This is a genomic window from Hoeflea sp. EC-HK425, assembly GCF_902498795.1.
Lineage (GTDB): Bacteria > Pseudomonadota > Alphaproteobacteria > Rhizobiales > Rhizobiaceae > Hoeflea > Hoeflea alexandrii.
On sequence record NZ_LR701572.1, the window covers coordinates 2188851 to 2201489 of the forward strand.

A 12639-nucleotide genomic window follows, 5' to 3' on the forward strand; every position below is an offset into this window, starting at 1 on the left:
TGTCATTTCGGTATTTCAGAGGTTGTTTCCAAAGACAATCCTACTTCATCCGGCATGCAAACTGCGGCAAGGACATGCAAAAAGTAGGTTACGCAACGCAGTATATGAAGAGCTTCCGCTTCTGAATAAAATGACTCAACATGCATCGTCCCATTTCGCCAAGGGTTTTTTACAGCATCCAGAGATACGTAAAGACGCTCAAATTTAGCACCTTCTGAACCTTCAACCCTTGTATTTTTGGGATAGGTTGAATCTATTTTTGACTTAACTACATTCAAAATATTCCCCCAATTTCGCTTAGCTGGCTCTGTAATCTCATCAATACCCAATTTGTCTGCCAGAATCTTAATACCAACCTCTAACATACGCATTGCATGAAATACCGACGCTGTAGGACGCTGTAGAGCGATGCACTTCGCCGATTCTTCTAGCTCTCGTGCTGCATCCGGAAATATTTTGTTCAAATCCCAGGTGTTTCCCACTAGCTCATTAGCAGATCCAAATAGCATTTTCTGATTTCTGTTCAGAACAACAAAAGTCACCAGTTGACACTCATCCCGAAAACGACTCTCAACATCTTCGATGGAGTGGCTTATCTCGGCCATCGTAATATTTACTTCTGAATCAAAAAGCTTCGCAGCCATTCTGCTGGCTGCCATAGAAGCCAATTCAGCACCTACGAATGATGTGGCTTCCGCTAGATCCTCGAAATTCGCTCGCAGCATTTCTCTGGCGTCTGTCACACTAGCGGCCTTGCCATCGCTATCGAACGCAGTGTCGATGACAGTTTTCACTCTCCTGACCTCAAGGAGAGTATCAAAAAACTTAGCTGCATTTAGCTCAAGCATACAAAAACCCTCGTTGATCAATTATCAATTTTATTCTTGAATCAACAAAGCTGAACTATGCCAGTTTTTGCTACCTATATCTATTCGCTCTACGCTCTTCGACTTGCAATTTGCAGATTGGTTCACCTGCGCTCAGCCTTCAAGCAGCCCCTGGACGAACTCGAACAGGCCGGGACGGCGGTCGCGGCGCAGGCGTTCGGCCTGGACGATGGCGCGCACCGCCGAATAGGCCCGGTCGAGATCGTCGTTGACGACGACGTAGTCATATTCGCGCCAGTGCTCGATCTCCGAACGGGCATTGGCGAGCCGTTGCTCGATCACATCGTCTGCATCTTCGGCACGACGGTGCAGACGGGCCCTGAGTTCATCCATTGAAGGCGGCAGGATGAAGATCGAGACCACATCGGCGCTCATCTTTTCCTGAAGCTGCTGTGCGCCCTGCCAGTCAATGTCGAACAGCATGTCCCGGCCTTCGGCCATGGCCACTTCGGCGGCCTCGCGCGGCGTGCCGTAGTAATTGCCATGTACCTCCGCCCATTCAAGCAGCGCTTCGGAATCGCGCATCCGCTCAAATTCACGATGCGATTTGAACTGGTAGTGCACACCCTCGATCTCGCTGCCGCGACGCTGCCGCGTGGTCACGCTGACTGACAGGCTGAGGCCGGTGTCATGTTCAAGAAGATTGCGGGCAATGGTGGATTTTCCGGCTCCGGAGGGCGAGGAAATCACCAGCATGAGGCCGCGCCGCTTGATGCGGGCCGAGGGAAGATGGGCGGGCGGCTGGCTCATCGCTACTCCAGATTTTGAACTTGTTCGCGAAACTGGTCTATCAGGACCTTCAAATCAAGCCCGATCGCAGTAACCGGGGCCGCATTGGATTTTGAACAGATGGTGTTGGTTTCCCGGTTGAATTCCTGGGCCAGGAAATCCAGCCGCCGGCCTGCGGCAGCCTCGCCGCCGATCAAGGCCTGCGCCGCTTCGACATGGGCCTTGAGGCGGTCGATTTCCTCGCGCAGATCCGCCTTGGTGGCCAGAAGTGCCGCTTCCATGTGGAGCCGGTCGCGATCCAGCCCGGCGCCGGTGTCCATCAGGCTTGCCACCTGCTCGGCCAGGCGGGCGCGAATGGCCTCGGCAGACCGTGACGGATCGGCCTCGACTGCGCGGGTGAGTTCTCCGATACGATCGACCTGTTCGCCCAGAACCCGCGCCAGGGCCTTGCCTTCCGACAGGCGCATGGCCTTGAGATCCCCGAGCGCGTTCATGAAGCCTGAAAGAACCGCCTCGTTGCGGGCCTGACGGGCCTCCTCGGTCAGTTCGGGATCGCGAAGTTCGAGAACACCCTTGATGTTGAGAATGCCGTCGAGCGCGGGCTTGCGCGCATCAATCCGGTCTTCCAGACGGTTGACGAGATCGATCACTGCATCGAGCGCGGCTTCGTTGACAACGGCCTCCAAGGCCGTCGCGGAAGCACTTGTGGACAGCGACACCTGCAGATTGCCGCGGGTCATGGCCGCCGCCACGGCCTTGCGGACCGGTTGTTCCAGCACTTCGAAGCCCTGCGGCAATCTCAGACGGACATCCAGGTTCTTGCCATTGACCGAGCGCAGTTCCCACACGAAGCGGAAGCCATCGACTTCGCCTTCATGACGGGCAAATCCCGTCATCGACTGGATCGCCATTGTTTCAGCCCCCTGTTCCCCCGGACCGGATCCGCCCGCCAGGACGGCGTCCGGTCAGTTGTTTTCGCCGCCTGCCCCGGCTTCGGCCGGCTGGTTTGCGGCAGCCGCCTCGGCGGCTGCCTTTTCCGCAGCCAGTGCCTTTTCACGCTCGGCTTCAATCCGCCGCCAGCGCGCGACATTGGAATTGTGCTCGTCCAGCGTCTGGGCGAAGGCATGGCCGCCGGTGCCGTCGGCGACGAAGTAGAAATCGTCTGTCCGTGACGGATTGGCAACCGCTTCCATGGCTTCACGGCCGGGATTGGCGATCGGCGTGGGCGGCAGCCCGTTGATCACGTAGGTGTTGTAGGCTGTCGGCTTCTCGATGTCAGACTTGTAGATCGGACGGTCGGAGGGTTTTCCGGCGCCACCGAACAAACCGTAGATGATGGTCGGGTCGGACTGCAGGCGCATGCCCTTGTTGAGCCGGTTGATGAAGACGCTGGCTACCCGCGGGCGCTCATCGGCCCGGGCGGTTTCCTTCTCGACGATCGAGGCAAGAATCACCAGCTCTTCGGGGGTTTCGAGCGGAAGATCGGGCGCGCGGCGGGCCCATACCTGTTCGAGCGCGCGTGTCTGCGCCTTGATCATCTGGTCGAGAATGTCGGCACGCGTGGTGCCGCGCGAAAATTTGTAGGTCTCGGGCAGCAAGGCACCTTCCGCCGGCATGTCCTCGGGGAGATCCCCGACAAGCATCTCGTCACTTCTCAGCCGGTCAAACACCTGCTGAACGGTCTGGCCTTCGGGCACGGTGAAGGAATGCAGGATGGACTTGCCCGATTGCATCAGTTCGACGATTTCAAGCATCGAGGCGCCGGCCTTGATCTCGTATTCGCCGGCCTTCAGCGTGTCGTCGCCCAGCACGCCCTTTGCCCCGATCGAGAAGATCCGCTGGTTTGTCACGATGCCCTGGCGCTCGAGCCCGGCGGCAATCTGGTTCAGGCCCGCGCCTTCGCGCACCATGTAATTGGTGGTCCGGTCAAGCGGCCCGCGACCTTCGAATTCAGTCTTGCCGTACCAGAACACACCCACGGCGATGACGGCCACGAAGATGACAAGCGAAAGAATGAAATTAAGGAAGACGACCACCTGGTTACGGGCGCGGCGCGACCGCTTCGGCGGAGGCGGCGCCTTTTCAGGCTTCAGCGCCTGCGACGGCGAGACCGGAATGATCGGGCCGGACGGCGCATTGTTCTGGTCACCGGCGCGGCCAAAAATGCCATTGCCTTGATTGTTGCGGTCGTTCACGAGATCAATCTCCGCAGGAATTGAAACAGGGACGGCGTCCGTTGCAGTGTTCTGGCCGCTCAATGTGGCGAAATGCCGGTCCGGCAACGTGTCTTCCCGGACCGGGCACAGGTCTTACTGGTGTTGAAAACGCTTCAGCACGAGCGATGCATTGGTTCCGCCGAACCCGAAGGAATTGGACAAAGCAACATCGATCTTGCGCTTTCGCGCAACCTTGGGAACAAGGTCGATTGTTGTCTCGACTTCCGGATTGTCGAGGTTGAGCGTCGGCGGGGCGACATTGTCGCGGATGGCAAGCGCAGAGAAGACCGCCTCCATCGCGCCCGCCGCACCCAGAAGATGACCGATCGACGATTTGGTCGACGACATCGAGATGCCATCAGCCGCCTCTCCGACCAGCCGCTCGACGGCGCCCAGTTCGATGGTGTCGGCCATGGTCGATGTGCCATGGGCGTTGATGTAGTCGATCTCTGCCGGTGTGATACCGGCGCGCTTGAGCGCCATCTGCATGCAACGGTAGGCTCCATCGCCATCTTCGGACGGCGCGGTGATGTGATAGGCGTCACCCGACAGCCCGTAGCCCGAGACTTCAGCGATGATGTTGGCGCCGCGCGCCAGCGCATGCTCAAGCTCTTCAAGCACCACGATGGCCGCCCCCTCGCCCATGACAAAACCGTCGCGGTCGCGATCATAGGGGCGTGACGCCTTTTCCGGCGTGTCATTGTAGGCGGTAGACAGCGCCTTGCAGGCGGCAAATCCCGCAAGCCCGATCCGGCAGATGGCGGCTTCCGCACCGCCTGCGACCATCACCTCGGCATCGCCGAGCGCGATCAGCCGGGCCGCGTCACCAATGGCGTGGGCGCCGGTCGAACAGGCTGTGACCACGGCGTGGTTGGGTCCACGCAAGCCGTGGCGTATCGACACCTGACCGGAGATCAGGTTGATGAGACGTCCGGGAATGAAGAACGGGGACACGCGGCGGGGACCCTTGTCGCGCAGGGTGTAGCCGGCCTCGACGATACCTTCGAGACCACCGACGCCCGAGCCGATCATCACGCCGGTGGCGATCTGGTCTTCACGCGATTGCGGGTTCCAGCCGGCATCCTTGAGCGCCATGTCGGCGGCGGCCACGCCGAACAGGATGAACTTGTCGACCTTGCGCTGTTCCTTGGGCTCCATCCAGTCGTCAGGATTGAAGGCTCCCTCGACCGACGGGTCGGTGGGAACCGAACAGGCTATCTGTGCGGGGATGTCGCTGACATCGAATGCCGTGACGCGTGACGCACCGTTTTGGCCGCCGATCAGGCGGGACCATGTTATTTCGGTGCCGCATCCCAGCGGAGAAACAACACCGGTGCCGGTAATGACAACTCTGCGCATCGTCTCAAGTCCCAGTCATGTCAAAATGCAAATAACCGGCGCAGGGTCTGCGCCGGTCCTGACAACGGACATCAGGTCCGCCGGTCAATTGAAGTCCGATCAGGACTGAGCAGACGAAATGTACTTGATCGCGTCGCCAACAGTCAGAATGGTGTCAGCGGCATCATCGGGGATTTCAACGCCGAATTCTTCTTCAAACGCCATCACCAGTTCGACGGTATCGAGCGAGTCCGCACCCAGATCGTCGATGAAGCTTGCGCTTTCGGTCACTTTTTCAGCGTCAACGCCCAGATGTTCGATGACAATTTTCTTTACGCGGTCTGCGATGTCGCTCATGTCGGATTCCTCGACCTGTTTCAAATTGTTGTTGCGCCTCGTTACCTGCGCAAGCATGGGTAATCAAGCTTGTTGCACGTTTTTATGCGCTCTACCCCATCCCGTCAAAGCCGAAGCTGTGGATTTCAGCTTATTCGACCCCTGGAAAAGGCATGCGCCGCGCGCAGCGGGGGCGAAGTATCACGGTTTGCCAACCGGGCAAAGCCGGAAAATGCGGGTCACCCGTGATTCCCGCCAGCCCTCCTGATGCGCCGGCATGGCCCGGACCTGCCCTCCGGCAGATCAGACCATCAGCATCCCGCCATTGACGTGGATGGTCTGGCCGGTCACGTAGGAGGCCTCGTCGGATGCCAGCCAGGTCACCGCGGAAGCGATCTCGGTACCAGTGCCCATGCGGCGCATCGGAATTGCGCCCATGATCGCATCCTTCTGCTTGTCATTGAGCTTTTCGGTCATGGCGCTCTCGATGAAGCCGGGCGCAACGCAGTTGACGGTGACGTTTCGCGGCGCGATTTCCTGGGCCAGGCTCTTGGAGAAGCCGATCATACCGGCCTTGGCGGCGCAGTAGTTCGCCTGCCCGGGGTTGCCGGAAACACCCACCACCGAGGTGATGTTGATGATGCGACCATTGCGGCGCTTCATCATCGGGTGGGCAAGTTCGCGTGTCAGGCGGAAGACCGCAGTCAGGTTGACTTCCAGCACCTGGTCCCAGGCATCGTCGCTCATGCGCACGAACAGTCCGTCCTTGGTGATCCCGGCATTGTTGACCAGGATATCGACGCCCTCGAGCCGCTCCTCGGCGGACTTGCCGAGCGCAGAGACCGCGTCGCGATCGGAGAGGTCTGCGGGAAACATGTGAACCCGGTCGCCGAGATCGGCGGCCAACGCCTCGAGCCGCTCAACGCGGGTGCCATGCAGGCCGATGGTCGCGCCACGGCTGTGCAGCTGACGGGCGATGGCTTCGCCGATTCCACCGGATGCACCAGTGACGAGGGCCTTGCGGCCGGTCAGATCGAACATGGAAAGTCCTTTCGGGATTGGTCTCGCGCCGGCGCCTGGGCGCGGGCAGTCCTGTTTGCAGGCCGGTTCGGCCTATGCGTTCATTGCGGCCAGAAACGGGTCGATGTCGTCGGGTCCGGCAACATTCAAACCGGTGACGGAGCGGTCGATGCGGCGGGCAAGACCGGTGAGGACCTTGCCGGCACCGATTTCGGCCAGCGTGTCGACGCCGTTGGCGGCAAACCAGGCAACCGTTTCGCGCCAGCGCACCTGGCCGGTAACCTGCTCGACCAGCAGGTCGGCAATCTCATCGGGATCGGAGACCGGTGCAGCGCGCACATTGGCGATGACAGGAACCACCGGTGCCGATTTTGCCACGCCCGCCAGCGCCTCGCGCATGGCGTCGGCGGCGGGCTGCATCAGGCTTGAATGGAAAGGCGCGGAGACCGGGAGCATCAGGGCGCGCTTGGCGCCCTTTGCCGTGGCCGCGGCAGCTGCGGCTTCCACCGCCGGCTTCAGGCCGGAAATGACCAGCTGGCCGCCGCCATTGTCATTGGCGATCTGGACGGCGCCGTGCGCGCGGCCCTCTGTGCAGGCGGCTTCAACATCAGTGTTCTCCAGCCCGATGATGGCAGCCATTGCGCCCTCGCCCGCCGGAACCGCGGCCTGCATGGCATTGCCGCGAATGCGCAGCAGCCGCGCCGTGTCGGAAATCGAGAACATACCGGCCGCACACAGCGCGGAATATTCACCGAGTGAATGGCCGGCGACATAGCTTGCGGTCTTGGCCAGGTCGAGACCGCGGGCTTCGAGCACGCGGATCAGCGCCATGGAGACCGCCATCAAGGCAGGCTGGGCATTGGCGGTCAGGGTCAATCTGTCCTCGGGGCCTTCGAAGATCACCGACGAAAGCTTTTCGCCGAGCGCCGCATCGACTTCGTCAAAGACGGCCCGGGCTTCGGGAAAAGCGGCGGCCAGGTCCTTGCCCATGCCGACCGTCTGGCTGCCCTGCCCCGGAAAAGTGAATGCTATGGCCATGTTTCGGCTCCGATGATTGATGTCGCGTTGCCGCTTCAATTCACATTCGCACCGCCGGTGTCAAGGTTGAGACCGGTTTCAGGCCGCGGCGCCAGAGAGTCGGGTCAGCCTAAACGCCCATGCGGCGGCGTTTCAGCACGCCGGTCAGTCCAGTCGAGGAGAGCCGAAAGATTTATTTGCATATCGACCGGCTGCTATCTTGAATTCGTCACCAAGTGCATTCACATATTCGCTGTTGCGCTCAGAACCAGCAGCGCCTTTCCGGACAGACCACGATGTCGTATCCCGCTTCCAATACCTCCAGCCAAGATTCCGCCCGCCAGGCCCCGACAACAAAGTTCATTGCCTTCATGACCGCCATCGGCGCGATTGTGCTGATCGGCTCGGAAATCTGGCTTACCGCGCTGGCTGCAATCTGGGCTGCCGACGGCTTTTTCGGCTTGGGCCTGGGCGGTGATCTGGTAATGTTTGCCCTCGTCATTCCGCTGGCGATCTGGGCGACCTGGATGACGGTCAAGCTCGCGATCGCCGCCGAAATGGATCCCGAGAACGCGGACTGATTGCCGGGCTTTCGGCCGACACCAGAAAATCCCATATCTGCCGCTCGGCGCCGCGGGGCGCGAGATGCGGCGTGCGCTGGACATCGTGCGGACGTCTGTGCGAGCCTGACAGCCTGAACCGCACCTGAAATCACGATCACAGGAAACACATCATGTTATCCAACCTGCTGCTGCTGGCCGCCGGACTCGTTCTGCTGACACTTGGTGCAGACTATCTGGTGCGCGGCGCAATCTCGTTTGCCAACAGGCTCGGCATGCCGCCTCTTCTCATCGGCCTGACCGTCGTGGGTTTTGGCACGTCGATGCCCGAACTTCTGGTCTCGATGCAGGCGGCGCTTGATGGCGCGCCGGCGATCGCGGTCGGCAATGTGGTCGGTTCGAACATCGCCAACATCTTGCTCATTCTCGGCCTCGCCGCCACGATTTCACCAATTCCCGCCATGATCCCCGGCCTCAAGCGAGACATGGTGATGATGCTGTTTGCCGCGGTGGTCATGCTCGGCCTGGGCTATCTGGGGCTCATCGGTTTCTTAACCGGCCTCGCCATGTTCGCCCTGCTTGCGGCCTATCTTGCATGGGTAACCTACACCGACCGGCGCCGCATGAGCGCCGAGGAGGCCGAGCTGGTGGTCAAGCTCGCCGGGTGGAAAGAAGCCCTGTTCATAGCGGGCGGACTGGCCGGCCTGTTCATCGGCGCCAATCTGCTGATCGATGCGGCAACCTCGATTGCGCTCCAATTCGGCATCTCCGAAGCGGTCATCGGCCTGACAATCGTCGCCGTGGGCACGAGCCTGCCGGAACTTGCCACTTCAGTGGTTGCCGCGTTCCGGCGGCAGGCCGAAATCGCGCTTGGCAATGTCGTTGGCTCCAACATCTTCAACATCCTGGGCATTCTCGGCCTGACAGCCATGGTCGTGGTGGTGCCGGTCGACGCCTCGATGGCATCGTTCGACATCCCGTTCATGCTTGGCGTATCGCTGGCGCTGGTTGCCCTGATCCTGCTGGCCGGCCGCATCGGCCGCCCAGCTGGCGTGGCAATGCTGGCAATCTACACGGGCTATGTGGCCTGGCTGTTTTGAGACGCAGGCAGTTCGATGTGACCGGCAATCCCCGATGACCGGCAATCCCCGGTGAATTGAGTGATTCACAATGGACCGGCTTGCGCACCGGTTTGCTCACGCTATTGTGCGCGCAACTCAGCAGCCAAGGATGTACCGCATGAAAATGAACCGGCTCGGACGCACGGAGATGATGGTGAGCGAGATCTGTCTCGGCACCATGACCTGGGGTGAACAGAACACCGAGGCAGACGCCCATGAGCAGATGGACTACGCCCTGGCCCATGGGGTCAACTTCTTCGATACAGCCGAGATGTACCCGACCCAGCCGACGCGGGCGGAAACCCAAGGCCTCACAGAGGAGTATATCGGCAGCTGGTTCCGAGCCTCGGGCAAACGCAACGAGGTAATCCTTGCCACCAAGATGGGCGGCGCCGGTGTCAACTGGATCCGCAACAGCGAAGGCTTCACAAGGGCTTCGGTGATGCAGGCGGTCGACGGCAATCTGAAGCGGCTGGGTGTGGACCATATCGACCTCTACCAGCTGCACTGGCCCAACCGGGGCTCCTACCATTTCCGCAAGCACTGGGCGTTTGACGCCAGCCAACAGGACAAGGCGGGCGCGGTCGACGACATCCGCGAAACGCTTGAAGGCCTCGGTGACGCGGTGAAGGCCGGCAAGATCCGCGCCGTCGGGCTGTCCAACGAAAGCGCCTGGGGCACGATGCAGTTCGTACGGCTGGCCGAAGAGCACGGGCTGCCCCGGGTCGCCTCGATCCAGAACGAGTACAGCCTGATCTGCCGCATGTTCGACACCGATCTGGCGGAAGTGGCGCATCACGAGGATGTCGGCTTGCTGGCGTTCTCGCCGCTGGCCACCGGCATTCTCACCGGCAAGTACCAGGGCGGGGTCATTCCCGAAGGCTCCCGCCGCACCAAGGTCGAAAATCTCGGCGGACGCTGGGGGCCCGAAGCGGAAGCGGCGGCGCAGGCCTATCTGGATGTCGCCGGAAAGCACGGGCTCGATCCGTCACAGATGGCGATCGCCTTCTGCATCTCGCGCCCGTTCATGACGTCGACGATCATCGGCGCCACGAGGATGGACCAGCTGAAGACCGCCATCGGGGCCGCCGAAGTGAGCCTGTCGGACGCAGTGTTTGAGGACATCGCACAGGCCCGGCGGGCGCATCCGCTGCCGATCTGATCGGAAATGAATGACGGGACTGCCGAGGCTGCAGTCCCGTCATGCTCAGCCCCGCAGCAGCTCAGCCCCGGTTGCGCGCCCTGGCGACATCACATCCCATCAAGCACTTCTTTCTGGACGTCAGGCTTGGGTTTGGCATTGGCTTTGGCAGGCGACCCGACCAGTTTCTGGATTACATTTCTGCATCTCGACGCATTGGGGCCGCAATACACGGTCTTGCCCGGACCAGTGACAACATACACCGCGAATGTGGCGTTCGGGTCATCCTGTGCACGAATCTCGGGGTCCGAGCTGCGCGAGAGTTCGTAGACTTTGTACGTCTTTCCGTTCACGGTGATCGGCGGAAGATTTCTTTTCTCTGCGCCCCGGAATTCGTCCCACTGAGCGGTGCCCGCGCACCCGTGTGCCATTGCTGCAATCAAGCAAAGCAAACCGACTTTTCTGATCATCACAATACTGCCTCTTCTCGTTGGGACAGCCGATACTCGTCCACCGGCACCGGTGGGTAATCATCATATGTGATGATCCGTACGACCTGTTCAGTCCCGACGAACGTGTGTGGTCCGGATCGCGATATCAGGCGGTAGCATGAACCTTGCGGATAAGATCGAGTTGACCGCCGCTACCGGTTTTCTCCAACAGGCGCCGCATATGGGTGCGTGCGGTGTTGACCGATATCCCGGCCCTTTCGGCATGAGCGACCACGGTGAGCCCTTCGACCAGGCTTTCAAGAAGCTTGCGCTCAGCAGGCGAAATGCCAAAGACCTCAGAAAAGGCAACGAAATCCGGCTCTTTTTCGGCAATCACCGACCTCAAACGCGCGGAAAGGTCAAAAACCGTCTGGTCCGGGAGATGTTCGAATATCTGGTTCATCCGGGCAAGCTCGGACGGGTCATAGTCAAGGTCGAACAAGCCGCTGTCGCGAACGAGGCCGGGCAAGGCTTTCCGCGCATCACCAAGCTGATCGCTGGCTGCCTTCCGAGCGCCGGTTGCGCCGTCTTTCGCGTCTGACCGCTTGTCCGCCATTTATGCCCGCTCCGCCCTTACGTATTTTACAAATACACCCGCACTAACTAGGGTACTCGAAACAGTTCGCAGGCGCATTGATCCACCGGACTTGATACGGTCGACAGAATGTCACAAACACAGATGACAGCCAATGCCGATATACTGAACAGCCTTACCGGTCCAAGACTGGCAATGCTGGAAGCATCCGACCTTGCCCGCCGTTTCAGCATCGAGACCGGCCCGCTGCGGCGTGGCCTGGAACAGGTCATGGCCCGTGTCGAAAACCGGGTGATCGAAAGAGTTCTGATATCGAGACTGAAATTCGCGCTCAGGCAGGCTGGCAGCCTTGAGGCGGCGGAACTGCATATCGCCGAGATGCGTGGCGGCTATGAAAGTGGCGCGCTCGAGACCCTGCCAAGCTTCATGCCGCGCGGAATGACAGCGCGCGGCGGCAATAAGGCAGACCAGCCGAAGGATCATGCCGCTCATCTGAGGCAATCATCGAGCAATCGGCCAGTCATTCTCTACGTCGCGGGGGGCGGCTTCATCATGCCGCCATCACGAAAGCAGAAGACCATGGTCCAGCGGCTCTCCGAAGCCGTCAATTGCGAGATCCTGATGGTGTCGCACAGGCTTGCGCCGGAGCATCCTTTTCCCGCGGCTCCGCTGGATTTCGCCGCCCGCTATCTGAACCTTCTCGAAAACGGTCACCGGGCGGAGAACGTGTTTCTCGCGGCCGACACGGCAGGCGCCTCGATCATCCTGGGCGCCCTGCAAATGCTTGCCGAAGACGGCATTGATCTGCCGGCCGGCATCGTGCTGTTTTCGCCCTGGTGTGATCTCAGCCTGAGCGGCTGGTCCTATATCACACGCTCGATGTCCTCGCAGTCTCCATTCAGGATGGAGACCGCGGCGTTCTGCGCACGGCTTTACCTGCAGGATGAACCGGTCACATCGCCGCTTGCCTCGCCGGTATTTGCCGATCAGTCCGGATGGCCGCCGATCCTGATCCACACCAGCGAGAATGACCTGCATTTCGACGACGCAATCCGGATGGCCGAAAACGGCCAGAGGCACGGATGCGACGTCCGGATCAACTACTGGGATTCACCGCGCCATCATCTGGAGCGGCTGTCTTCAGAGGCAGCGGCGCAGTCCTTTGGCGAGGTCAATGATTTCATCCATCGCCACTGGCAGCCGGGCTCCGTATGAGGGTGCCAGACGGTGACGTCCAGACCGGACCGG

14 protein-coding genes are annotated in these 12639 nt (G+C 60.4%); 5 read left to right on the plus strand and 9 right to left on the minus strand.

Features of this window, described 5'->3' with window-relative positions:
- Positions 1 to 2: 2 nt before the first annotated feature.
- The 8 genes from SPHINGO391_RS13350 to fabD form a co-directional block, all read right to left on the minus strand.
- Complete coding sequence (locus SPHINGO391_RS13350) at positions 3 to 848, minus strand: hypothetical protein (RefSeq protein WP_152009283.1); 846 nt, start codon at positions 846 to 848, stop codon at positions 3 to 5.
- 132 nt (positions 849 to 980) lie between these two features.
- Entirely contained in the window at positions 981 to 1637 is a 657-nt protein-coding gene (gene gmk, locus SPHINGO391_RS13355) for a guanylate kinase (RefSeq protein WP_152009284.1), read from the minus strand.
- A 2-nt stretch (positions 1638 to 1639) separates the two neighbouring features.
- On the minus strand, positions 1640 to 2527 hold the full coding sequence (locus SPHINGO391_RS13360; protein WP_152009285.1) for a YicC/YloC family endoribonuclease: 888 nt from the start codon (positions 2525 to 2527) through the stop codon (positions 1640 to 1642).
- A gap of 54 nt (positions 2528 to 2581) precedes the next feature.
- Complete coding sequence (gene mltG / locus SPHINGO391_RS13365; RefSeq protein WP_244615420.1) at positions 2582 to 3781, minus strand: endolytic transglycosylase MltG; 1200 nt, start codon at positions 3779 to 3781, stop codon at positions 2582 to 2584.
- Between the two features lie 144 nt (positions 3782 to 3925).
- The gene (gene fabF / locus SPHINGO391_RS13370) at positions 3926 to 5191 is read right to left on the minus strand and encodes a beta-ketoacyl-ACP synthase II (protein WP_152009287.1); all 1266 of its coding nucleotides are present in this window, start codon (positions 5189 to 5191) and stop codon (positions 3926 to 3928) included.
- A 99-nt stretch (positions 5192 to 5290) separates the two neighbouring features.
- A complete protein-coding gene (locus SPHINGO391_RS13375; protein ID WP_152009288.1) occupies positions 5291 to 5527 on the minus strand; it encodes an acyl carrier protein in 237 nt (78 codons plus the stop codon).
- 282 nt (positions 5528 to 5809) lie between these two features.
- On the minus strand, positions 5810 to 6547 hold the full coding sequence (gene fabG, locus SPHINGO391_RS13380) for a 3-oxoacyl-[acyl-carrier-protein] reductase (protein ID WP_152009289.1): 738 nt from the start codon (positions 6545 to 6547) through the stop codon (positions 5810 to 5812).
- Positions 6548 to 6619: 72 nt separating this feature from the next.
- Positions 6620 to 7564: an ACP S-malonyltransferase gene (fabD, locus tag SPHINGO391_RS13385; RefSeq protein ID WP_152009290.1), complete on the minus strand. Its 945-nt coding sequence runs from the start codon at positions 7562 to 7564 to the stop codon at positions 6620 to 6622.
- A gap of 275 nt (positions 7565 to 7839) precedes the next feature.
- Here fabD and SPHINGO391_RS13390 point away from each other — a divergent pair, with 275 nt between their 5' ends.
- The 3 genes from SPHINGO391_RS13390 (at position 7840) to SPHINGO391_RS13400 (ending at position 10386) form a co-directional block, all read left to right on the plus strand.
- Positions 7840 to 8124: a hypothetical protein gene (locus SPHINGO391_RS13390; RefSeq protein WP_152009291.1), complete on the plus strand. Its 285-nt coding sequence runs from the start codon at positions 7840 to 7842 to the stop codon at positions 8122 to 8124.
- A gap of 152 nt (positions 8125 to 8276) precedes the next feature.
- Positions 8277 to 9203 (plus strand): calcium/sodium antiporter, encoded by a 927-nt coding sequence (locus SPHINGO391_RS13395; protein WP_152009292.1) that lies wholly within the window; start codon positions 8277 to 8279, stop codon positions 9201 to 9203.
- 139 nt (positions 9204 to 9342) lie between these two features.
- Entirely contained in the window at positions 9343 to 10386 is a 1044-nt protein-coding gene (locus tag SPHINGO391_RS13400) for an aldo/keto reductase (RefSeq protein WP_152009293.1), read from the plus strand.
- A gap of 89 nt (positions 10387 to 10475) precedes the next feature.
- Here the strand turns inward: SPHINGO391_RS13400 and SPHINGO391_RS13405 are convergent, their stop codons facing one another.
- Complete coding sequence (locus SPHINGO391_RS13405) at positions 10476 to 10835, minus strand: hypothetical protein (protein WP_152009294.1); 360 nt, start codon at positions 10833 to 10835, stop codon at positions 10476 to 10478.
- Positions 10836 to 10998: 163 nt separating this feature from the next.
- Here SPHINGO391_RS13405 and SPHINGO391_RS13410 point away from each other — a divergent pair, with 163 nt between their 5' ends.
- Both SPHINGO391_RS13410 and SPHINGO391_RS13415 read left to right on the plus strand, forming a co-directional pair.
- A complete protein-coding gene (locus SPHINGO391_RS13410) occupies positions 10999 to 11397 on the plus strand; it encodes a hypothetical protein (protein WP_152009295.1) in 399 nt (132 codons plus the stop codon).
- A gap of 123 nt (positions 11398 to 11520) precedes the next feature.
- Positions 11521 to 12606: an alpha/beta hydrolase gene (locus tag SPHINGO391_RS13415; RefSeq protein ID WP_152009296.1), complete on the plus strand. Its 1086-nt coding sequence runs from the start codon at positions 11521 to 11523 to the stop codon at positions 12604 to 12606.
- Positions 12607 to 12639 lie beyond the last annotated feature (33 nt).